The sequence below is a fragment of the Glutamicibacter sp. 2E12 genome (assembly GCF_050030965.1).
In the GTDB taxonomy this organism is placed as follows: domain Bacteria; phylum Actinomycetota; class Actinomycetes; order Actinomycetales; family Micrococcaceae; genus Glutamicibacter.
Window position 1 is genome coordinate 728,014 of record NZ_CP188297.1, and the last position, 22,526, is coordinate 750,539.

A 22,526-nucleotide genomic window follows, 5' to 3' on the forward strand; every position below is an offset into this window, starting at 1 on the left:
CGTGAGGATCAGGCTGTCCTGAACACACCGTGCCGAAAATAGGCGGGGGCGGTACCGGACATCTCATCCACCGTAACCGAATTGTTATATTTGTGGCAAGTGTCCTGTAACGAGACACACAACCTCCGGGTCTAGAATTCTCCGTACACTTCTCGCGTATTCGCATCGATCCGGGTGCAGAATTCGGCCAGATCGATCCCCTTGGTTTCCGCCAAGAACCTAGTCGTGTACGGAATCATGTAGCTGGCGTTCGGGCGGCCCCGGAAGGGGTGCGGCGTCAAGAACGGTGCGTCGGTTTCTACCAGAAGCAGTTCTGGATCCGCCAGCGCCAAGGCCTCGCGAAGATCATGCGAATTCTTGAATGTCACAGTTCCAGAGAACGACATGTACCAGCCGTTGTCGTTGCAGATCCGGGCTAATGCCGCGTCCCCAGAGAAGCAGTGGAAGACCACTTTCCCCGGCAATGGCGCGTCCTTGAGCACACGAACCACGTCCTCATGGGCATCCCGGTCATGGATCTGCAGGGCCTTGCCCTGCTCCACCGCAATGCGCAGATGCTCCCGGAAGGAATGCTCCTGGGCGCCCCGTCCGTCTTCACCGGTACGGAAGTAGTCCAACCCGGTTTCGCCAATTGCACGCACCCGCGGATCCGCGGCAAGTTCTTCGATCCGCGCGATCGCTCCTTCCAGCTCCCCGCGTTCAGCCAGACGCGCGGCATCGTTGGGGTGAATGGCTACCGCGGCCAGGATATTCGAGTACTCGTTAGCTACCTGGACCGCGTATTCCGATGACTCCACGTCGCAGCCGACCTGGATCAGCCCTTTCACGCCAACAGCTGCCGCCGCCGCCAGGGCATCGGCAGCCGTGACCTTCACAGTTCCGTCAAGGAAATCCAGATGCGTATGGTTATCGACCACTGGCACTGGAAGCGCTTCTGGCGCTTCCGGGTACTGCAAATTGCGCTGGCTTCCGCCCTTTTCGTTGCCAGAAGCACGCGACCGCTCCCCCTGCTCTGCTGCAGCGGCTTGCTCCGTCGGGCGGTAGGCCTCGGGAACCAGGGTGGGATCAGTGTGCTTCTTCTTGGACACGGTTATCCTTTGCGCGTGAATACTGGGATCGAATCTGTGGTTAATTGTGACACCACTAGGGGTAGCAACGACAATCAGGTGCTCAGCTCCCGGTAGTTAGGCTCTGTTGCTGGACAAAAGATCCCCATATGATGTGATGCAAGACCCAATTGAATGAATGCTGCGGCGATCGATCTTGCCAACGATTCGTTCTTCAGGAGGAACCGCGCATGAGTGCAAACCGAACAGTGCCGTCGCTTGATTCGGCATTCCAGTCCAATTGCCAGCGCATTTTCGATGCTGTCCAGAGCGTCATCACCGGCAAGCCGGAGGCGGTGACTAGCGCATTGACGGTTCTGCTGGCACAGGGCCACCTGCTGGTGGAAGACGTTCCCGGGGTCGGTAAGACCATGCTGGCCAAGTCATTGGCGCGCAGCGTCAATGGTTCGGTGCACCGCATCCAGTTCACCCCGGACCTTTTGCCCAGTGACGTCACCGGTGTCTCGGTTTACTCCCCGCAGACTCACGAATTCACTTTCCATCCCGGACCGGTCTTCGCCAATATCGTCATCGCCGATGAAATCAATCGTGCGAATGCCAAGACCCAGTCGGCATTGCTGGAATGCATGGAAGAAAAGCAAGTCACCGTCGATTCGATCACCCATCGGCTGGAGCAGCCTTTCATGGTTGTGGCCACGCAGAACCCGGTGGAATCCGAGGGCACATTCGCCCTGCCCGAGGCACAGCGTGACCGATTCATGGCACGGCTTTCGCTGGGTTACCCACAACGCGATGCCGAAATCACCATGCTCACCGGCCGGCACCAGTTCGACCCATTGGAAGCACTGCAAGCCGTGGTGCAGCTGGCTGATCTGGGATACATGATTGAGCAGGTTAAAGCGGTGACGGTCACCGAACGGCTAGGCGCCTACGTGGTGGATCTGGGCCGAGCCACACGCGAGCACCCGCAGGTGGCGCTGGGGGCCTCGCCTCGCGCACTGATTCAGTGGGTTCGCGCGGCCAAAGCCCATGCCGCGATTCATGGACGCGACCACGTCTTGCCAGAAGACGTTCGCAGCGTGGCCCAGATGGTGCTGAACCACCGGTTGATCCTGACCCGGCGAGCGGTTGCGGACGGCTTGGATGCCAGCGCCGTGATCCAAGAGCTTGTTGCCAGCACCCCAGTGAGCTAACGGGCAGCCATGGAGAAGATTCCCCGCTACGATTCGCGCGATGCCCTCTCCTGGACGCGCACCGAAAATTCGGCGACAGCCCTGCGGCGTTGGCACCTTGACCTGTTCACCGTGCGCGGTTGGTGCACTGCCGGAGCTGGCGGCCTGCTGGTGTTCGTGGCATATCTCCTGGGCCGGCACGAAATGATGGCTTTGGGCCTGGCCCTGGTGGCGTTGGCTTTGGCGAACTGGGGTTTGGCCTTGCGCCTGCGCGGACGCACGATTATCCACCGGGAGCTGCTCTCGGCGGTTCCCAGCGTTGGCGAGGTCAGCAAGTTCCGCTTGTCGTGTGCTGAGCGTTCCATCATCCAGGAACAATTGCCGGAGGATTTCGGACCCGGCCCACGATTCCAGGCCCCGGGTTCAATCGAATACGAATTGGTGTTCCGCACACGCGGGATCCACCTTGTGGGACCAGCCCAGCAAATAGTCGTGGACCCTCTGGGGCTGATACAGGGAATGGTGCGCACCGGAGCGAGCCTGCAGATCCCCGTGCGTTCCCAATTGCACCGGTTGGATCGTTTCGCCCCGCTCGGCGAACGAACGCTCACTGGCGATGCGAAATTCTCCAGGAGCACCACCACCGACTACTACGATGTCGCGACGCGCGACTACCAGCAAGGCGACTCCGTCCGCCAGGTGCACTGGAAAGCCAGCGCCCGGCACGGAAAGCTCATGGTCCGCCAGGAAAACCACGTGGCAACCGCGCAGGCGCTCCTGGTCCTGGACACTTCCTTCGAGCATTGGAATCACAGCGGATCGGATCTGAGGATCTCGTTGCCGCAGGCTCACGCGGAGGCACTCACCAGCAGCCGCCGCTTTGAAAATGCGTTGTCGTTGGCCAGCAGCATCGGCCTGAGATATGCCACTAGCGGCTACCAGCTCGCCTTCCGGGACCTCACCGGGGCCTCGTTGGCGCAACGGGACCCGCAAAGCGTCTCCGAGCTCGGCGCGCTGAACAGTTTTGAAGACTTCCATGCCGCAACTTCGGACCTGGCCTTGGCCAACGGAACAGTTGAAGCCAACGGTTCCGAGATTCTGGGCAATACCCTGCGCAAGGAGCTCTTGGTGTTCCGCGAAGAACCGGTCATCATGATCCTCGGAGAGCTCACTGCGCCGCAGGCAGCTTGGCTGGCTACGCTCTCGCGCACCGTGCGCAATGTCGAGGTTTTCCTGCTGGTCAGCCACCCTGAACGCTATGGACAGATACAACATAAATTGGCTCGCACCAGCTGGAAAGTGCACATTCTTCCCGGCGATATGGCGATAGACGAGATGTGGGGATAATGAGCGCTGGCCGTGCTGGGGCAAACACTCTAGCCCCGACTCCTGAAAATCCGGACCCGAGCGTTGGCTCGGCTCCCGCGATGCGGCTTCTGCTCGTGCGGGTTGCTGCTGCCTGCTGCCTGGCAGTCGCTGTATTAGCGGGTGCCGCCTCGCTGTCCGGGGTCATTGAAGGCTCCAGCTGGTTCCCGGCCTTGGTCCTCCCGGTCTTCGCCTTGCACCTGTGTGCCGGTCTGCTGCGCGCAGTCCGCCGCTTGCGCTGGAGCGCTGTTCCTGCTGCAGCAATCGTCGCAGTGGCATCCATTGCGCTCAGCGATGCCCGGGAAAGCAACATCTACGGTTTGCCTCTCGCCCAATGGGTGTGGAATGTGCTTGGTGAAGCGGGAATCCAGCTAGCTACCCAGGTGCCGCCGGTAGCCAATTCCCGCTCTGTGGCTTTCAGCGTATTGTGCTTCACTTTGGCAATCAGCCTGATCGTGGAAATGCTGGCCAGCTCGCGGCGCATGGCCATGCTGATCATCATTCCCTTGTCCCTGGCGCCGATCATCGCGTCGCTGTTCAAGCAGGAAGGCGCCGGAATTGGCTATCTCGCGCTGCTGTTGTCGGCAGTGCTCGGCTATATTGCGCTGATTCCTTATCTCTTTGCCCCTGCATCTTCCAAGCATTCCCAAGTGATGCTTCCTGCGCCCAGGACGCTGGGAATTCTGGGTGTCAGCGTGATGGCCTGTGTCGGTGCCCTCTTGGCGGCCAGCATCTGGATGCCTGGTTTCCGCAGCGGCATGTTCTCCGAAGGGCAACGTCCTTCGGGTGATCTGCTGGCCAGCAATGTCGATCCGCTGATCAACCTCGGGAGAGACCTCCGCTCGAACAGCGGTGTTCCCATCCTGGACTACTACACAACTGCTGAAGAAGCGCCTTACCTGCGCACTCAGGTGATCAAGGATCTTTCCGCAGACCGCTGGGAACCAAGCGAAAGCTCCATGCAGCACACGCTTGATGGCACCTCCGCGGTGTCAACGAATTTCAGCACGTTCAACAGCACCGACGAAGTCTTGCGAATGACTTGGCCTGATGGCATCAGCAGTCCGGTCCTTCCTTTGCCCAACCAATCCTATTTCGTGCAGGGCATCGTCGGGGATTGGAACTGGACCTACGAGACCTCGGTGGCTAGGCTCACTGGCGACGCCATGGCATCGACCAACGACATTTCAGTGGCCTACGCGGATTTGGCCATCAGCACGCAAATGGTCCGCAATGTCGGGCACATGGGAGTCGACGCCAGCGACCAGCTGCCCGAGGAATACCTGCGTCTTCCGCAGGATCCTGACAACGGATTGGAACCGTTGCTGCAGCAAACCCTCGATGAGGTTTTCGGCAAGAAGGGGAAGCCTGCCAACGACATTGATACCGCCGTGGCTTTGCAGCATTTCTTCCGTTCCGGGAATTTCGTGTACTCCGAACGCACCCCGCTGCGCGAAGGCTACGACGGGGCCAATCGTCGAGTTGTTGAAGCATTCCTGGCCCGGCGCCAGGGGTATTGCGTGCACTTCGCCTCGGCGATGGCCCTGCTGGCTCGTGAAGCCGGAATCCCTTCGCGCATTGCCGTGGGGTATGCACCCGGTGAAGCCAGCGGAGACACTCTCGAAATCACCGGGGACACCGCCCAGAGCATGCTGGAACGGCGCCTGGAAGAAGGTACCGAGCTCACCGGATATACCGTCAGCGGGAAACAGTCCCACGCGTGGCCAGAATTGTATTTGAACGGGCTGGGTTGGATTCCGTTCGAGCCCACCCCGGGTCGGGGCTACTCGCCAAGTTACGCGCCGGAACCAACTCCTACGTCGAACCCGCAAGAAAGCACTGCACCCCAAGTGCCCACCGAGCGCGGCAACCCGAGCCTCCCGGCCAGCGCCGCGCCTTCTGCACCGGCACCGTCCGCAGATTCTGGGACCCAGGGCGCAAAGGCAGTGTGGCTGTTGCCAGTGGTCTTGTTGCTGGCTTTCCTCGCACTGGGAGTTGCTCCGTGGCGTCGCCATCGCCTGCGTGAGGAGCGGCTAGGACGCGTGCGCCGTGGCGGCGCTGATGCCGCTCCAGCTCTGCTGGCCGAGCTGCAGGCTATTGGGGGCGATTACCGGGGGCCGGCCGGCAGCCACGAGTCGGCCGGTGACTACACTACCCGGCTGGGCGAAGACCATCCCCAAGTCGCCAAGGATTTGCAGTCCCTGAAAACTGTCATCCAAGAGAGCTTCTACGCCAACAGGCATCCCAGCGCTGATGATGCCGCTCCGCTGCTTGACGCCTTGCACGCGATCCAGGGCAATTTGCGCGGCGAGCTGTCCTTTATCCAACGAATCAGGGCATTCTTGTTCCCTGCTTCGGTGCACCCGCGTCATTCGCGCTCGGAAGAATCCACGCGAATCGACATGTAGCCATCGGTTTAACCGGCCAAGGCCCGACCGGAAGAATCCGGTCGGGCCTTGGCGCGAGCTGGAGAATCTACTTCTTGGCTGCGTAAGGATCGGCAATGCCGATGTACTGCACGGTGGTGTATTCCTCCAGGCCTTCGGCGCCGCCTTCGCGGCCCAGGCCCGACTGCTTCACGCCACCGAATGGTGCCGCGGCGTTGGAGATCACGCCAGCGTTGAATCCAACCAGGCCGAATTCGATCTGTTCCGAAACACGGAACATGCGGTTGAAGTCCTGCGAGTAGATGTAGGAAGCCAAACCGTATTCGGTGGAGTTGGCCAGCTTGATAGCTTGGGCCTCATCCTTGAACGTGGTCACTGGTGCCACTGGGCCGAAGATTTCCTGGCTCAGGATCTTGGCGTCGTTGGCGACATTGGCCAGCACGGTTGGCTGGTAGAAGTAGCCCGGGCCGTCAACTGGCGCACCGCCGGTGATGGCAGTCGCGCCGGCGGCGACGGCGGCTTCAACCAGCGAGTGGACTTCGTCGCGGGCCTTTTCCTCGACCAGCGGGCCTACCGTGGTGTCGGCTTCGGTGCCGCGCCCTGGCTTCAGGGCCTTCATCGCTGCAGCGAACTTGGCGGTGAATTCCTCGGCAACGTCCTCATGGACCAGGAAGCGGTTAGCAGCGGTGCAGGCTTCGCCCATGTTGCGCATCTTGGCTGCCATGGCGCCCTCGACAGCGGCATCCAGATCGGCATCTTCGAAGACGATGAATGGTGCGTTGCCACCCAACTCCATCGAGGTGCGCAGGACCTTGTCTGCGGCGTCCTTCATCAGCTGCTTGCCCACCGGGGTCGAGCCGGTGAAGGAAACCTTGCGCAGGCGGTCATCTTGCATCAGCGGGCCGGAGATCTTCGAGGCCGAAGCGCCGGAGACCACGTTCAGCACGCCAGCTGGAAGGCCTGCTTCCATCATCGTGGCTGCGAAAAGCTGGGAAGTCAGCGGGGTCAGCTTGGCTGGCTTGAGCACCATGGTGCAGCCTGCCGCTACTGCCGGGCCGACCTTGCGGGTAGCCATGGCCAGCGGGAAGTTCCATGGGGTGATCAGCAGGCATGGGCCAACCGGCTTGTGCTGGACCAGGACCTTGTTCTTGCCCTCGGGGGTGGTGAGGTAGCGGCCGTAGTGGCGTACGGCTTCTTCGGAGAACCAGCGCAGGAATTCGGCGCCATAGGTTACTTCGCCATAGGCCTCAGCCAGGGGTTTGCCCATTTCCAGGCTCATCAGCAGCGCAAAGTCATCCTTGCGCTCGGTGACAAGGTCGAAAGCACGGCGCAGGATCTCCGCGCGTTCGCGTGGTGCGGTCAGTGCCCATTCGGCTTGGACTGCGTCAGCTGCATCCAGTGCAGCCATTGCGTCTTCGCTCGTAGCACTGGCCAGCGTCAGCAACTTCTCGCCGGTAGCCGGGTCGAGCACGTCGAAGGTGCCACCGTCGGAGGCATCCCTCCATTCGCCATTAATCAATAGGCCGGTTGGCACCTTGGCAAGCAGTTCCGCTTCGCGCTGGGCAGTAATCGACATACGAGCATCTCCTGATAGAAAATAATGAAAACTAATCGTCTTTGATGTCTACGCTATTCCTGGCAGGTGGTGGCTGTAAATTGCCGTCTGCACGATAAACGCGAGCATTCATTGTGCATTTAGCCTATGCGACTTCGGCTATTTTCCCGCTTCGTGACGTGCTGCCAGAACAGCTTCGTAAAGCTCGCGTTTCTGCACGCCGAATTTTTCGGCGACTTCGGCCACGGCCTGCTTCATGCGCATGCCTTCCTCCACGAGGGCTGCAACCTTGGGAAGCAAATCCTCGATGGATGCGGCCTCGGCTTCCGGGGCTCCGTGGACAACCACAACAATTTCTCCGCGTACGCCATCTTCTGCCCATGCGCGCAGATTTGCCAGTGAATCTCGACGGACCTCTTCAAACTTCTTGGTCAGCTCGCGGGCTACGGCGGCCTGGCGGTCTTGGCCAAATGCTTCGATAGCGGCATCCAGGAAGTCGCTCAGCCGGTGAGGAGCCTCGAAGAACACCATGGTGCGATCTTCGGCGAGCAAGGAATCCAGGCGCTTGCGGCGTTCCCCCGCCTTGCGCGGCAGGAAGCCTTCAAAGGTGAAACGGCCAGTTGGCAATCCGGACAGGGCCAGCGCGGTGAGCACCGCAGAAGGGCCCGGTACCGCGGTGACACGGATGCCAGCACTCAAGGCAGCGGCCACCAATGGGTAGCCAGGGTCCGATACCGCCGGCATTCCTGCATCGGAAACCACCAGCACAGTCGCGCCCTCGGCGGCCAGGTCAATCACCTCGGAGAGCTTGTGAGCCTCGTTATGCTCATGCAGGCTCATCACCCTCGCAGTGATTTTAATGCCCAGGGCATGGGCCAGGTGGTGGAAGTTTCTGGTGTCCTCCGCGGCGATGATATCGGCACTGGCCATAATCTCCCGCAGACGCGGGGAGGCGTCGGACAAATTGCCAATCGGGGTGGCTCCCAGGACGATTACGCCCTCATTATCTGAGTTCTGCACATTCTTAAGCCTACGCGACGCAGGAAAAGCCCACTTTCTGGACTTTCCACCGGTAGCATGAATTGGTGATGGGCACCTCGGTTTTAGACACTCCGGACTCCGGCCACGTACGCTCGGCGCGACAGGCCTTCACTTTCGAGAGCCTGAAACAACGGCTCCTGCCTGTGGTGGCTCCCAGCGGCCCGCTGATGTGGATCATTCCGCTGGTCGTGACACTGATTGCCGGCCTCTTGCGCTTCGTCAATCTGGCGCACCCGCACTTGCTGATCTTTGATGAAACCTATTACGTCAAGGACGCATTCGCGATGCTGCAAAGCGGATACGAGCGCGAATGGGCTGACGACAGCGATGGGAAGTTCATCGCAGGCGACCCGCAGCTGGAAGCTGAATCTTCCTTTGTCGTCCATCCGCCGCTGGGCAAGTGGATGATCGGCGTGGGCATGCTCCTCTTCGGTGATTTCAATGGCTTCGGCTGGCGTTTTTCCACAGCGCTGGTCGGCACCCTCTCGGTCCTGCTAGTCACTCTGTGCGCCCGCTTGCTCTTCGGTTCCCACGTCCTTGCCGGCATCGCCGGTTTGCTCATGGCCATCGACGGCCATTCCATAGTCATGTCGCGCACCGCGTTGCTGGACATCTTCTTGATGTTCTTTGTGATTGCCGCGTTTTATGCCCTGCTCAAAGACCGGATACATGGCAGAACCGTGCTTGCCCGGAAGCTTTCAGTGCCCGAGGGTAACCGGCCAGATGACTTCCTGCTCGTTCATGGCCCCATGCTCTGGTGGCGCCCATGGCGGCTGATCGCAGCGATCATGCTCGGCGGCGCAGTTGGCATTAAATGGTCGGCGCTGTCCTTCGTAGCTGTATTCTGCCTCATGGCGGTGCTTTGGGACTTTGGTGCGCGGCGCACCGCAGGAGTTCACAAGTGGCAGTCGGCGGCATTCATCCGCGACGGAATCTATTCCTTCTTCACCATGCTGCCGCTGGTGCTGCTGACCTATTTGTCCACGTGGACCGGATGGCTGATCACCCAGGGCGGCCGATACCGCCATTGGGCCGAGGAGAATCCCGGCGAAGGCATTAGCTGGCTGCCCTCGCCGTTGCGTTCCTTGTGGCATTATCACCAGGCTGGCTACGAATTCCATACCGGGCTCGACTCCGAGCATGGCTGGCAATCCTCGCCGTGGACGTGGCCCTTCGCCGGACGTCCAGTGCTGTTCTACTTCGAAGGCTACGACAAGGGAGCCAACGGCTGCGGGCTGGAACGTTGCACCGAGGTCATTACCGACCTGCCTAACCCGTTGATGTGGTGGGCCTGCACCATCAGCATGTTCTTGCTGATTCTGTGGTGGATTGGCGCCCGTGATTGGCGCGCCGGAGCGGTCCTCTCATCGGTGGCGGCCGGGTTCCTGCCGTGGCTGATGTACCCAGAACGCACGATGTTCTTCTTCTACACCCTGCCACTGGTTCCGTTCATGGTGCTCGCGTTGACGTATATGATTGGCAGGTTCATTCCACGCGACCCTAATTCCAGTGCCGCGCACCGATCACGCATCATCGTACTCACCATATTCATGGCGTTATTCCTAGTCACGTCGGCCTTTTTCTGGCCGATATGGAGTGGGGAAATGATCGCGGATGACTACTGGCGCTTGCATGTGTGGCTCCCTAGCTGGGGCTAGGCTACCTGTGGCTTGGCCACCTATTTCCATGAAATAGGCCACTAAGACGACCAACGATTTTCAAAGGACAATCCTTCAATGCAAGAAGTAACCGTCGAGCTACTCACTGATCTAGCACCAGAGGTAAACACGACGAGCCTACTCCTTGACCGCGTAGCGCGTGGTGCGCAACGCCCACTGTTCAGCGTGCAGCGCGACGGCACCTGGCATGATCTCAGTGCCAGTGATTTCCTCATTGACGTCAAGCGCCTGGCAATGACGCTGATCAATGATGGGCTGCAGCCCGGTGACAAGGTCGCCATTATTTCCCGCACCCGCTATGAGTGGGCCCTGGCAGAGGAAGCGGTTTGGTTCGCCGGAGGCGTGACGGTGCCTATCTACGAAACCTCCAGCGCCTTCCAGATCGAATGGATCCTCCGCGACTCCGGTGCGCGCGTGGTTTTCGCGGAAAACCACGAGCTACGCGCTAACGTCCGCCAGGCGGCGGCTCAACTCGGCGAATCGGTGCGCACCCACATCTTTGAAGGCTCCGATGCAGCGGACAAGACGCTCATCCCCTCCGCTGGCCTGCACCAGTTGATGGTTCCTGCCACGCAGATCGATGAGCAGCTGGTCGAATCCCGCCGTGCTTCCATGGCCCTTGAGGATGTGGCCACGATGGTTTACACCTCGGGTACCACCGGACGTCCCAAGGGCTGCAATATGACCCACTCGAACTTCGCCATGGTGGCACACAACCTGGCCGGGCATATGCTCGAAGTGCTCGGAGAAGAGCGCCGAACGCTGATGTTCCTGCCGCTGGCCCACGTATTGGCTCGTGCCGTCCAGCAGACCTGCATCCACGGCGGGTCGGTGATCGCGCATTCCAGTTCCATGGCCAATCTGGTCGAGGATATGTCCGCAGTCAAGCCTGGCTTCCTGCTGGCCGTGCCGCGAGTCTTCGAGAAAATTCGCACCACCGCTTTGGCCACGGCCGAACGTGGCGGCAAGGCTGAGCTGTTCCTCAAGGCAGAACAGGCAGCCATCGAGGTTTCCAAGATCCGTGATGCGCGTGCGCGTGGCCTCAAGACTCGCATGCCCTTGGGCCTGCGTGCCCGCCATGCCTTGTTCAGCAAGGTCCTCTACCCGAAGTTGCAGGCCGTCTTTGGCGGCCACTGCGGTTACGCGATTTCCGGAGCCAGTGCATTGAACCCGGACTTGGCTCATTTCTTCCGCGGCGCTGGCATTGAACTGCTCGAAGGCTACGGCCTGACCGAAACCACCGCCCCAGCCACCGTGAATCAAGCATCACGAATCCGCGTGGGCACCGTGGGACGTCCGCTTCCCGGCACCTCCATCAGGATCGCCGATGACGGTGAAATCCTGGTCAAGGGCATTGGGGTTTTCGCGAGCTATCACAACAATCCTGCCGCCACGGCTGAAGTCTTCGATGAAGACGGCTATTTCAAGACTGGTGATACCGGTGTCCTGGATGATGGAGGATTCCTCCAGGTCACTGGCCGCAAGAAGGAACTGATCGTCACCGCCGGCGGCAAGAACGTCTCCCCTGGCCCGTTGGAAGAGATGGTCCGCGCCGGACGCATCGTCTCCCAGTGCGTACTGGCTGGCGAACAGCGCCCATTCATTACGGCCATGATGACCCTCGATCCCGAAGAACTGGTGCTGTGGGCCAAGGCCAAGGGGCTTGAAGCAATGACCCTGGCTGAGGCGGCCATCAACCCAGCAGTGATCGCCGAGGTCCAGAGCTACGTGGATACCGCTAACTTGACCGTTTCCAAGGCTGAGTCCATTCGCAAGTTCGTGGTCCTGGAAGAGGAATTCACCGAAGCTTCCGGGCACCTGACCAACTCGTTGAAGCTCAAGCGCCAGAGCGTTCTCGAAGAATTCGAAGGCCGCGTGGAAGCCCTCTACCGCCAGTAATTCCCACTGGGTAAAGCAATGGGGAGCAGTTCGCCATGAACTGCTCCCCCAGTGCTTTAAGCCTTGTGCCAGCTAGTTGCCAATGCCGAACGCACGGGCCTCCTGGCGCAGCCGGGCCGCCTCACGGCGGCGGCCGGTTGGCCAGCAACTGATCAATACAGTGACGATCGTGGCCAGCACCAGCACGGCGATGCCAATGGCGCTATCGAGCCAGTACTGCTCTGGGTACAGGCGGATCAGCGTATCGCTGACGTTGAAGGTCCAGGTGCCGTCGGAGAAGAAGAGGGCATGGAACTGGGTGAAGAAATTGTCCCATCCCACAATCGCGGAGACGGCAAGCGCAGCAATGCCCGCCAAGGCCAAGATCGCTCCCGAGAACAATGCACGCCGTACGCCGCCTGCATAGCGCTTGGCGAGGTACCAAACACCGATGATCAAGATGACCGCTAGAACAGCTCCGAGGATATAGGCGAACCCGATGAGGTTCTTCACGTCCACCATGTGCTGGACTTCCCCTTCGGTGAACATGCTTGAACCGGTGGAAAGCTTCAAGCCGGCCAAGTATTCGGGGCCGGCAAAGTTGTTCAGGTAATCCACACCGTAGCTGCCGTAGGTCAGGCGTTCAGAATCGGTGAAACCAAAGGAATCGCTCGGGAATCCAGGGCGGCCGTAGGACAGAGCCAGGAAAGCCGGCGTCGCGACCAAACGGATGGCAGCGATCAAGGTCAGCAACGGGAAGACCAGAGCCACGATCACCTGGGCAGTACGGCCCAGGGCCGGCTTCGAGTTCAGTGCCCGTTCGCGCGCAACCCGGCGCTTCACGGCCGCTTCGGAAGGTTCCGGTTCTGGCGCGTAGCTGCCAAAGACGCGGTTACGTGCTTGGGCAACGGCAGCCTTTGTTGTTGGCAGGGATCCGGTCTTCGGAGCAGCAGACACCGGTGGCACGCTTTGCGCGGTGGTTGCCTTCTCGCTGGCCTGCGGCTCAGCGGACTTCCCGGCACCGGCGGCGGCTTCGCTTTGCACCTGCTTCTCCGCTTCGATTTCGTGCGGTAGCTTGATGGCGCGAATGACATCTTCTACTGGCTCTCTAGCGGCCGGCTTCGCAGCGGGCGCCTTGGCGGCAGGCTTCGCGGCCGCAGGTTTGGCCGCAACTGGCTTGGCGGCTGCCTGCTTGGACGCCGCGGGCTTGACGGGCGCTGGCTTGACCGGCTGCTTGGTTGCCGGGGCTTTGGCCGCAGCAGGCTTGGCCTCAGCTGGCTTGGCCGCAGGGGTCGCGGCAGGCTTGTCTGCCGCTGGCTTCACGGGGGCAGGCTGCGCCTTGGCTGCAGGAGCTGCAGTTGGGTTCTTGGTCTCGGCGTCGGTTTTGCCGGACATCGCGCGGCGGATGGCCTCTTTGCGGGCTTCTTCCTTTTGGGCAGCGGCGTTTGCCTGGGCCTGGTTCTTGTGCTTTTCCAGGCGCGCAGTAAGCTCTTCAGCTTTTTGGCTCAGGCTGGTCTGTGGGCCTGGCATGTTGCCAGTGGCAGCCGGTGCCGGCTGGCCCGTAGTTCCTTGCCCTCCAGTGGGGTTTTTCGCCGCCTCAGCCATGAGGAGTCCTCCTGCAATTCGCGCGATGGTGTGCTGTTTTGGGGTTGCTTTACGGGCCGAGTACGGCGCACGCGCCTTTAGCATATCCAGCGAGGCGAGTCATCTGACGGATTACCACACCACAATTGGATTTCAGCTAGGACACAAAGAGGTGCTGCAGATGCCGCCGAAGTGCCGATGCAGGTTCAAGAATTCTTCGAGAAGAAGGTCTAGGCTTCTTCGTCGCCAGCTGGGAGCACAGCCAAGCGGACGCGAGTGTCAAAGCGCTGTGCACGGATATCGCGGGGACGGACCGAATCAATGGGCGAATCCGATGCATGGCGAGGTTCGCGAACCTTTGGTTCGCGATCGCGGACGGCATTCACCAACGCGTTCAGCTCATCTTCTGGTTCAAGCACATCTGGGATGGCGCCACGGATCAGGCTCCACCCGCTGGGAACTGTCAGACGGTTCGCATGGCGGGCGCACAGGTCATAGCAGTGCGGTTCCGGGTACGTCGCCAAAGGCCCAAGAACAGCAGTTGAATCTGCGTATACGTAGGTAAGAGTAGCGCGGGCCGTTTCACGGCAGGCTGGGCGAGAACAAAGACGAAGACCTTCCACGTTTGCCATTCTACTCGGCTGGTCAGCACATCCTTGGGATCTTCGCCCATTTGCGGGCTGATGGGCACCGGCACAGTGTCGCAAGCGCTAGGCTGAGTTAATGAACTCCAAGTTGCCTGATCCGCCAAGCGGTTCCCGTCGCCACCGCCACGGACGCGGGCGGCGTGGCCCGCTGATGCCCATGCATCTTCCTGCTTACCGTTCACGGCCGGAACGATTTGATGATGCCGTGATGGCCAGTGCGCAAAGGCTCTCGGAACGCTGGCCCGGAGAAATTGAAAAGATCGATTTCCTGATTGATCCGGTGCCCAGTGACAAGCTGCTGGAACAGGCTGCTGCACTGGGCGAGCGGGTGCCGCTTGCATCATCAAAATCAGCTTCGGCTATCCGCCCAGCGCGCATCATCATTTATCGCTTGCCCATTGAGCAGATTGCGGAAAACACCGGCGAACTCTTGGATCTGGTCCATCAGTGCGTGGTGCACGAGGTCGCGCAGCTTTGGATGAAACCCATCTCGGAAGTGGACCCCGCATATTTCCCTGAGGATCCGGACTACTAGGGCCATCTTCTCTAGCTGGCCTGGATCCGGCTTTCACGTCCCGGCGCATGGGAGGCCAGGCCAACGCGCACGGCACCGATCCATACCAGCGCAGCACCAACCAGGTGGGCGACCACAAGCAGCTCTGGCAGGCTGGTCATGGCCTGGATCGCTCCGAGCAGCCCCTGTCCGGCCAATACCCAGAGGTAGAGCTTGGCTTTGTGCGCCACGTCCGGTACTTGTTCTTTTCTTGCTTGACGCCACATCACCAAAGCAACAACCAGTGCGCCCACGGCTGCTGCGGCATGCACGAGAGTGATCTGCAGCCAGTCGAAGCCCATCCGCGGGACCTCGGCCGAGTCTCCGGCATGCGGACCTGAGCCGGTCACCCCGGTGCCAATGATGACGAGCAGGGCGCTGAGAACAACTAACCAGGTTCCCAGCGACTTCAGCGAATCCGTACTGGCTTTTGAGCCGGCGTTTCCCAGATTCTGCACCTTGTCCCAGGTGGCCGCAGCGGCAGTGAGCAGCAAGGTCGCAGCCAGGAAATGGGCGGCAACTACGTAGGGGTTCAGTTTCACCCAGACGGTGATCCCGCCAATGACCGCATTGAGCACAACAAGCCAGAACTGGAACCACGCCCATCGGGTGATGCCCGGAACTGGTTCGCGTTGCAGTCGGGCGGCAATGATGACCCAACCAACCGCTGCGCACAGGACAAAGGTGAGCAGCCGATTGACGAACTCGATGGTCGCGTGAATCCCCATTTCAGCGGTTGGCGCGATGAAGCCGCCGGTGCAGGTTGGCCAGTCGGGGCAGCCTAGTCCTGACCCGGTGACTCGAACGACACCGCCGCCGACAATAATCAGAATCGCTGCGATCATTGCCGATAGCGAAGCTGCCTTGAGCGAACTACGTTCCAGCGTGATCCGCTCAGCCAGCCATGCGAAAGGGGTCTTCAATTATCCAGTTCCTTAATGGCGGATTCCTAGCCGCCGATGTTCACCACAATGCCGTCGCGTCCGGCATTCGCCTGTGGCATGGCAGCCCAAGCGATGGAACGTTCGGAACCGAGCACCAGCTGGGCCAGGTAAGCGTTGGCATCTGTCGAGAAGATGACTGCTTGGGCATCTTCGGAGACAGATTTCGGATCAAAGACAACATTCTGCCCGGCCTTGATCTGGAGTTTCTTCGGTTCCTCCAGCTTGCCGTCCTTATTAACCACCACTGCTTCCACCGCTGAGTCTGCAGCTACGGCGGCGATGGCGAATTTCCCAGTGCCATTAGCCGACAGCGGCATGGCCTGCGTACCGGCTAGCGCGTTGGAGCTCACCGCCCAGGCAGTGTCCGAGGAGTCCTTCGGGTCCGCACCGCGAACCATCTTCACCGCTGCGGTGACCGGAGCATCGGACTCGACAACTACCGTGTAATAGCCACCAGCCAGCTGGGTCAGATCCACAATCTTCGTCGCGTCGGAGTCGACGGCGAGGTTATCGTCGAAGCTGGCGGCGACTTCGCCGTCTTCGCCCAGGACCTTCACCTTGAATCCAGCGCCCGAGGAGCCTGTTGCCGCAACGTGCAGCTGTGGAACCAACGACTTGTTGTCCTTGCTGAGCTTGGAAATATTCTCCTTGCTCTCGATCCACACTCCCGGAATCACCTGGCTATTGGAAGCCGTCGCGTTGGCGCTGACCAGTTCAACACCCGACGGGGTCAAACCGCGCAGGGCGGCCTGTTGGACCGATGCAGTGATTTTTCCGCCAACACTGGTGATTTCAGCCGAAACAGAATTCAGGTTCTGCGCGTAGCCGCCGAGCACGATGGCCCGGCTCTCCCCCGCTGCCAGGACAATGTTCTGCAGCGTCGAGGTGTCGATCAAGCCGTCTGGACCTCGAAGCCGCAGGGACACCTGGGCAGTGGTATGCGTTGGGTTGGCCAAATGCATCACGCTGGTGGATCCGGTACTTGTCTGCAGGCCGGTGAATCGCCAGTTGGACGCCGGGGCCTGGCACGTTGCGGCAGCAAGCCCTGCCAGGTCGCCATCCTTGGCTTGGTAGCTGCGCACGGCGCTGCCCTTCGAAGCGAGTTCGCCCAGCGGCTGCAAGGTGTAGACCTGGGCATCATCGATATCGTTGGCGGTTGAAATCTTGCTGGCGCGGCCGGTCAGGCCCTCATCATCAGCGCCACGGGCCTCGGCAGCTTCATCCTCAGCGATGCGTCCAGTCAGCTCATGCGCGCCGCTGCCATCGAGCTTGGTGAAGGAGGAGCCCGGAATGCGCTTGGCCAGATCTGAAACAGCAATGCTGCGCAAGTTGCTGGAAATGTCCTTGGCACCTGGGGCGAACTGCGCATCGGTGCCTTCCACGCCCTTGAGCAGCTGCGGGGTTGCCGAGCAAACGCTGCTGGAGTCACCTGCGGGCAGGTTCGTCACGGCAGCTGGCAAAGACTTTTCGGCCGGTGCCGGGGCAAAAATTGATCCGGCACCCACTGCAGCGCCAGCAGCCGCGACGGCTACCAGGCTGAGCAGAACCGCGCCGGTCTTCTTGCGCGTCGGCGCGGCAGCCGCATCCTTGGAGGCCGCGGCGCGGGCCTTGTCCAGCTTCTGGCGACGCTTCGAGACGTTGCCGTCCACCGATTCCGCCTGCGGCCCGGCTGCGGGCGCATCCAGCGCACTGGCAGCGGCAAGTTCTTCCTTCGCGGCGTTCCGCGCGCGAACCTTCTCCAGCCGATGGCGGCGCTTGGCAGCCTTCGGATCTTCCGGTTCTGATGCCTTTGCGGCTTCTTCTCCAGGCTTCGGGCCGGCCGGCTGGTTCTTCTCAGCCTCGGTGGAACCAGCGCCAGCTGCGCCTTGCTGCCCCGAGGAGTCCCCGGCATCGTTCTGCTTCCCGGAAGCCCTAGCCGCTTCTGCGGCCGGCGGCTTGACTGGTTCGGGAACAACTACAGGGTCCTGGGCTGCAGGCTTCTTCGGTCCAGCGTCCTGGGCGGCACCAGGCCCCGTCTTGCTTCCAGCCGCGGCTGGGCCGGCGTTCTTGGCAGGCTCGGCGCCCTGGGAGTGTTCCGGCTGCGCAGCTGCATCAGTGGTGCCCGCGGCGGCTGCATCAGCTGCAGGCAGTTTGGCGTGCGCAGCCTCGGGCTGCTCCGATCCGGCTTGAACGGAGTCCGGCTTGGGAGCCGGCTTCTGTTCCGCCGGTTCGCCTTGAGACTTTGCCCCGGCAGCCTGCGCGGTGGGCACCGTTTCCTTGGCGTCCTTGTTCCCTGACTTCGCCTCAGGCTGCGGCTTTGCCTTTGGTTCTTCCCGCTGAGCGGCCTTGGCTTCAGCCTTCGCCGCTTTCTCGGCGTTCTTCGCTTCGGCCTTGGACCGGGCCTGGGCTTCCTTGGCGCGGGCCTTGTCCAATTTGGCATCGACCTTGGCCCGGGCCTTGGCAGCCTTTGTCTCAGCACGCGATAGTGTCGCCGACACTGGGGTGGTGTCCTTGGCTTCTGGTTGCGCGGAGGCCGGTTTCGGGGCCGGGGTCTGTTCAGTTGGCTTGTCAGCAGAATCCGCTGAGTTCACGTTCTTCTCGTCGCTCACTACTTCTTCTCCTGCTCGGCATCGGCGTCCGAAATCCGGTCGCTGAGCTTCGGGGTCAAGTTCTCACGCATCTCGCTGGCGCGTTCGCGTGCCTCGCGTCGGCTCAGTGGCATGGTGCCGGTAGCCGGGCTCTGGACTTCGGCGGCCGCCAAAACGGCCGAGCCGTCGGCGAGTTCTTCATTTTCGTCGCGTGGTTCACGGAAGCGGTATTCGTTGTTGCGGTAGTTGGCGAATCGCCGCGAGCTTGGCACCGGAATGGCCAAGAGGACGGTAATCAGCAGAACTATCGCGCTGAGCACCAGAACCGGTATGGCCGTGGAGTCCTTGTGCGACAACGTCAGCTTGCCGCCCTCGGCAGGAAGCTCGTAAGCCTGGGCCCATCGAGTTTCCGAATCCTCGGGATAGGACACCGAACGCAGGGATTCGCCATCAACGCTGGCCCGCAGCTTCGGATCCGACGCTGTTGCAAGGACCAGGGTCCGCTTGGCATCAGAAGCCGGAATTTCCAGATTGGCGATCTTGCCACGCTGGGTCGGCAATACGCTCACGTCTCCGTTTTCAGCGACAACGCGGGCAAATCCAGCGCCCTGATTCTCTTCATCGGCTTCATAATCCACTCGCCACAACCAGCCGCTGTCGGTCTGGCCGACCGATGCCAGCCCAGTGGCCGCATCCAGGATGCGAACGGTCGCTGGGACAGATTCACCAGTCTCGTTGAGCACGACAAAGCCCACGCCCAAGTCGCGCAACGATTCGCGCGAATCCAATGCAGACTCGGAGAGCAGCATCGCTACGGCTTTGCTCTGAACCTGCGCGGTGGCAGAAGCTTCATTGCGTTCAGGATCCAGCAGCGGTCCGGTCAGTTGCTTGACCTGCGAGTAGCGGCTGATGCTGTCCAGGGTTTCACCGGAACCCGAAACCAACTGGCTGTCGATTTCACCGGAGGAACGCGGGCTGAGCACCAAGGTGCGCTTCTGGAATTCGGAGCGGCCCGCATCGGCTGCCGTGGCAGGCAGGGTGCGAGGCTGGGAGCTGTGGACCTGCTGAGCCGAATTCAGGGACGTCAGCGTTTCGGACTCCGCGGCCGGATTCAGCTGGGCGCCAAGCAGCACGGCGCCGGAAGCGAGAACCGCGAGCACGCTGAATGCGGCCATCAGGCTCATCGCTGGACGAGAACCCTGCGTCCGCATCGAGCGCGGCTGATCTTCATGGCGCAGGGCAGCTAGCGCGTTGGCGGCAGCTGCAAGCAATGCAAACATGGCAAAGGAGACGAACGGACCGGTGTAGGCGCTCACCGCGGTGTGCGAGTCCAAGGTGAACGGGACAAAACCGACGGCCCATCCCGCTGCCAGCGACAGGACTGCGCCCCACAGCAGGCGGCGGGAGTTCCGGCGCATGCTGGAACTGTGGCTGAGCGAAGAACTCAAGGTCCCGAAAACAGCCAGCACGATGATTGGAGCCCCGACCAGCAGTGCGGCGACCAAAGCCCACGGACCGGCGGGCAGGAAGTCCCAACCCACCAGCGAGGCGTTGGCGTTGAAGGATTCCGGGAAGCCCAGCAGCATCTGCCATGGGGCAGCTGGCGAGAACGCGCGCGCCGCACCGGGCTCGGTGAACAGCAGCCGCAGATCGCCCAGGCCGGCAAACAGCAGCGGAAGATTCCACACGATTGCAGGCAGCGGGATCCACCACAGGCTGCGTGCGCGGCGCACCGAGAAGATGGCCAAAACGTAAATCAGGATGCTGGCGGTCAGGAAGAATGAAACGGAACCGGCGGAGATCACCCAGAGCAGCACGGCGGCGCTAGCCGAAGCGGTCCATGCGGATACGGATTGCTGCTTCGGGTTCTTGGGCTTCGCGCCTTCGATGGCCACATGGGCATTCATGGCACGGATAATTGCCAGGAAGAACAGCGGCAGCAAGATGTGGATCAATACCGAGCCGACTCGTCCCGAGGCCAGCGAAGAGACCAGCGAAGGCAACAGGGCCCAGATCAATGCGGCGAAGAACCGGACAGCACGCGAACGGCTCACCGCGCCAATGCCCCACCACGCGGTCAGCGCGGCCAACGGCATCGCGGCGAAGAAGAGATAGATCGAAGCTTCGTTGGCATGGTTGAAAGTCACCAGCGAGAAAAGCCAGAACAGCACATCGGAGTTATCCGGCGGAGCGCTCAATCCGGTGGTGATGTTCTGCCACCACGATAGGGCATTGGCGCCGATTTCCTGGTTGCTGTTGGACAGCGGGCGCAGCGCGCCGCCGGACAAAGCAGTGGATCCAAGCAGGCTGCGCCAAGCAACCAGCGAAGCGGCCCCGGAGAGCAAGAGTGCCAGAATCAGCGAGAGTACTGCGGTGGTGCGCGGCGGACGGGCGATTCGCACGAAGTCGGAGAAGTTGTCACCGCTAGGTTCAACCATCGCGTCGGCGCCACTGCCATCCCCGTAGACCTCGCCATCGGCACGCCCGGTGTTCACATTGCGGCGGTATTCGCGCACCTGTGCGCCGGAGACCATCAGCTTGCGGACCTGGCGGCGTGGAATTTCGCGGATCTGGGCGACGTTGCGACGTGAAGCGGCCAGCTTGCCCGGGGAGAACAGTCCGCGCAGGACCGAAGCCAGGTGGCTGAAGCCATGGCCCGGGTCCTTGGCCAGCAATGCTACGAGGAAGTGGCCGATGCCGCCGAGCAGCAATCCAATCCACAAGAACGGCAGTTCCAAAGGCGAAGCGAACTTCAAGCGCTGGAAGACCTCCGAGCGCTTGGCTTCGCGCGGGCCTGCCAGCGAGTCGACGACCTCGACCTGGTGGTACATCTTGGCACTTGGCACCACGACCACGCGGTGACCGGCCAGGCGGTTGCGCCAGCATAGGTCCACGTCGTCGCCACGGCCCGGAATAGCCGGGTCGAATCCGCCCAGCTGCTCAAAGACCTCGCGCCGGATAAACATGCCGGCCGAGGACACGGCAAAGTAATCGCTTCGTCCGTCGTACTGGCCCTGGTCGACTTCGTCGATATCGATCATGGTCAGGCGCTGGGCCTTGCGGTCCACGCTCAACCCCACCTCGACCAGATGGCGCGGGTTATCGATGTCCAGCAGCTTGCAACCGGCAATGGATACCGATTCGGAGGCCTCAACGGTCCGAGTCAGCTGTTCCAGCGCGTCGGGAGCAGGCATGGAGTCATCATGGATAATCCATAGCCATTCATCACGGTCCAAACGCGCTTCGGGCAGTTGCGACACCGCTACTTCCAGCGACAGCCCCAAGGATCCTTCATCGGCGACCAGCAAGGCGGAGTTGGAAGGCAAGTTCGCCCGCAGGACCTCTAGCGATGCGTCAGAGGACGAAGCGTCAACTCCGACGAAGCGTTCGATAGGCCGGGACTGGTTTCGCAGTGCGGCCAAAGTGCGTGGTAAAAAGTCAGCGCCATCGTGCGAAGCAACGATGGCGGTGACGTGAATTGGCGGACGAATTAGATTGCTCGTTTCCGTAGACGGCGACGTTCGCGCTCTGAGAGCCCTCCCCAGATTCCGAAGCGCTCGTCATTGCTCAAGGCATATTCTAGACATTCCGAACGGACAACACATGCGCCGCAGACACGTTTCGCGTCGCGAGTCGATCCGCCCTTTTCAGGGAAGAACGCTTCGGGGTCAGTCTGTGCGCACAGAGCACGGGCCTGCCAGCCCAGCTCGCCCTCGTCAACTTCGCCGCCAACACCAAGCCAAACTGCCTTGATGGTTTCGCGCACTTCGTCATCCTCGTCGAGCTCAGGAGCCCACGAGCCAACCGAGGAGATTTCTTCGGTGTCGGATAACGTGTCGTGCTCTTTCAGGAAGCTGTCGGCCGCGGTCTCCAGATCGGCTGCAACTGCAACCCGTGCGGACTCACCGGCTTGAGGATCGACAAACCAGTCGGATGGTGCGTCCTCCAGCCCGTATTGAGCCGACGCAACAGCCGAGGTCGAAAATTCGGAGTACCCCTGCTCCAGATTCGCCATGGTGATGTTGACCTTTCGATTGGTTTGAGGAGATCGGGCCGTCATTGCTCCCGATCCATCCGGCAGCATTTA

Annotated in this window: 15 protein-coding genes; 6 read left to right on the forward strand and 9 right to left on the reverse strand. The window is 61.2% G+C overall.

The genetic code is table 11. The features are described from left to right. Positions 1-131: 131 nt before the first annotated feature. Positions 132-1,088: a TatD family hydrolase gene (locus ACP3TE_RS03325; RefSeq protein ID WP_105657480.1), complete on the reverse strand. Its 957-nt coding sequence runs from the start codon at positions 1,086-1,088 to the stop codon at positions 132-134. Positions 1,089-1,297: 209 nt separating this feature from the next. Here ACP3TE_RS03325 and ACP3TE_RS03330 point away from each other — a divergent pair, with 209 nt between their 5' ends. The 3 genes from ACP3TE_RS03330 (at position 1,298) to ACP3TE_RS03340 (ending at position 6,012) form a co-directional block, all read left to right on the forward strand. Then, a complete protein-coding gene (locus ACP3TE_RS03330; protein WP_105657479.1) occupies positions 1,298-2,260 on the forward strand; it encodes an AAA family ATPase in 963 nt (320 codons plus the stop codon). Between the two features lie 9 nt (positions 2,261-2,269). Next, positions 2,270-3,586: a DUF58 domain-containing protein gene (locus ACP3TE_RS03335; RefSeq protein WP_426735282.1), complete on the forward strand. Its 1,317-nt coding sequence runs from the start codon at positions 2,270-2,272 to the stop codon at positions 3,584-3,586. An 80-nt stretch (positions 3,587-3,666) separates the two neighbouring features. Beyond that, on the forward strand, positions 3,667-6,012 hold the full coding sequence (locus ACP3TE_RS03340) for a transglutaminaseTgpA domain-containing protein (RefSeq protein ID WP_426735284.1): 2,346 nt from the start codon (positions 3,667-3,669) through the stop codon (positions 6,010-6,012). A 67-nt stretch (positions 6,013-6,079) separates the two neighbouring features. Here the strand turns inward: ACP3TE_RS03340 and ACP3TE_RS03345 are convergent, their stop codons facing one another. Next, on the reverse strand, positions 6,080-7,567 hold the full coding sequence (locus ACP3TE_RS03345; RefSeq protein ID WP_105657476.1) for an NAD-dependent succinate-semialdehyde dehydrogenase: 1,488 nt from the start codon (positions 7,565-7,567) through the stop codon (positions 6,080-6,082). A gap of 138 nt (positions 7,568-7,705) precedes the next feature. Continuing rightward, entirely contained in the window at positions 7,706-8,566 is an 861-nt protein-coding gene (gene rsmI / locus ACP3TE_RS03350; RefSeq protein ID WP_105657475.1) for a 16S rRNA (cytidine(1402)-2'-O)-methyltransferase, read from the reverse strand. Between the two features lie 68 nt (positions 8,567-8,634). On the opposite strand from rsmI, the gene ACP3TE_RS03355 reads away from it, so the two are divergent. Both ACP3TE_RS03355 and ACP3TE_RS03360 read left to right on the forward strand, forming a co-directional pair. Further along, positions 8,635-10,245 (forward strand): dolichyl-phosphate-mannose--protein mannosyltransferase, encoded by a 1,611-nt coding sequence (locus tag ACP3TE_RS03355; RefSeq protein WP_426735285.1) that lies wholly within the window; start codon positions 8,635-8,637, stop codon positions 10,243-10,245. Between the two features lie 78 nt (positions 10,246-10,323). Next, positions 10,324-12,165 carry an AMP-dependent synthetase/ligase gene (locus ACP3TE_RS03360; RefSeq protein ID WP_426735287.1) on the forward strand — a complete coding sequence of 614 codons (1,842 nt, stop codon included), beginning with the start codon at positions 10,324-10,326 and terminating at the stop codon, positions 12,163-12,165. 72 nt (positions 12,166-12,237) lie between these two features. Here ACP3TE_RS03360 and ACP3TE_RS03365 read toward each other — a convergent pair whose 3' ends face one another. Together ACP3TE_RS03365 and ACP3TE_RS03370 are read right to left on the reverse strand one after the other, a co-directional pair. Next, positions 12,238-13,674, reverse strand: a complete 1,437-nt coding sequence (locus ACP3TE_RS03365; RefSeq protein ID WP_426735289.1) for a TIGR01906 family membrane protein — start codon at positions 13,672-13,674, stop codon at positions 12,238-12,240. Positions 13,675-13,958: 284 nt separating this feature from the next. Next, positions 13,959-14,360 (reverse strand): DUF3499 domain-containing protein, encoded by a 402-nt coding sequence (locus ACP3TE_RS03370; protein ID WP_208294212.1) that lies wholly within the window; start codon positions 14,358-14,360, stop codon positions 13,959-13,961. Positions 14,361-14,451: 91 nt separating this feature from the next. On the opposite strand from ACP3TE_RS03370, the gene ACP3TE_RS03375 reads away from it, so the two are divergent. Then, positions 14,452-14,910: a metallopeptidase family protein gene (locus ACP3TE_RS03375; protein WP_105661721.1), complete on the forward strand. Its 459-nt coding sequence runs from the start codon at positions 14,452-14,454 to the stop codon at positions 14,908-14,910. A gap of 11 nt (positions 14,911-14,921) precedes the next feature. Here the strand turns inward: ACP3TE_RS03375 and ACP3TE_RS03380 are convergent, their stop codons facing one another. From ACP3TE_RS03380 to ACP3TE_RS03395, 4 genes are read right to left on the reverse strand one after another with little or no spacing between them, the layout of a single operon-like run. Next, on the reverse strand, positions 14,922-15,851 hold the full coding sequence (locus ACP3TE_RS03380; protein ID WP_388024155.1) for a COX15/CtaA family protein: 930 nt from the start codon (positions 15,849-15,851) through the stop codon (positions 14,922-14,924). Positions 15,852-15,877: 26 nt separating this feature from the next. After that, positions 15,878-18,460, reverse strand: coding sequence for a DUF5719 family protein (locus ACP3TE_RS03385; RefSeq protein WP_388024157.1), 2,583 nt, complete (start codon positions 18,458-18,460; stop codon positions 15,878-15,880). Continuing rightward, the gene (locus ACP3TE_RS03390) at positions 18,460-21,984 is read right to left on the reverse strand and encodes a glycosyltransferase family 2 protein (RefSeq protein WP_388024195.1); all 3,525 of its coding nucleotides are present in this window, start codon (positions 21,982-21,984) and stop codon (positions 18,460-18,462) included. Before ACP3TE_RS03390 ends, ACP3TE_RS03385 begins: the two co-directional genes overlap by 1 nt. Next, positions 21,930-22,454: a WhiB family transcriptional regulator gene (locus ACP3TE_RS03395; protein WP_105657494.1), complete on the reverse strand. Its 525-nt coding sequence runs from the start codon at positions 22,452-22,454 to the stop codon at positions 21,930-21,932. The genes ACP3TE_RS03390 and ACP3TE_RS03395 overlap by 55 nt, the downstream gene beginning before the upstream one ends. Between the last annotated feature and the right edge of the window lie 72 nt (positions 22,455-22,526).

Coding starts and splice junctions, on each gene's coding strand:
- ACP3TE_RS03365 (WP_426735289.1), bottom strand. CDS start 13,674: ATGCCAGGCCCACAGACCAGCCTGAGCCAAAAAGCTGAAGAGCTTACT.
- ACP3TE_RS03370 (WP_208294212.1), bottom strand. CDS start 14,360: ATGGCAAACGTGGAAGGTCTTCGTCTTTGTTCTCGCCCAGCCTGCCGT.
- ACP3TE_RS03355 (WP_426735285.1), top strand. CDS start 8,635: ATGGGCACCTCGGTTTTAGACACTCCGGACTCCGGCCACGTACGCTCG.
- ACP3TE_RS03340 (WP_426735284.1), top strand. CDS start 3,667: ATGCGGCTTCTGCTCGTGCGGGTTGCTGCTGCCTGCTGCCTGGCAGTC.
- ACP3TE_RS03360 (WP_426735287.1), top strand. CDS start 10,324: ATGCAAGAAGTAACCGTCGAGCTACTCACTGATCTAGCACCAGAGGTA.
- ACP3TE_RS03330 (WP_105657479.1), top strand. CDS start 1,298: ATGAGTGCAAACCGAACAGTGCCGTCGCTTGATTCGGCATTCCAGTCC.
- ACP3TE_RS03345 (WP_105657476.1), bottom strand. CDS start 7,567: ATGTCGATTACTGCCCAGCGCGAAGCGGAACTGCTTGCCAAGGTGCCA.
- ACP3TE_RS03375 (WP_105661721.1), top strand. CDS start 14,452: ATGAACTCCAAGTTGCCTGATCCGCCAAGCGGTTCCCGTCGCCACCGC.
- ACP3TE_RS03335 (WP_426735282.1), top strand. CDS start 2,270: ATGGAGAAGATTCCCCGCTACGATTCGCGCGATGCCCTCTCCTGGACG.
- ACP3TE_RS03395 (WP_105657494.1), bottom strand. CDS start 22,454: ATGGCGAATCTGGAGCAGGGGTACTCCGAATTTTCGACCTCGGCTGTT.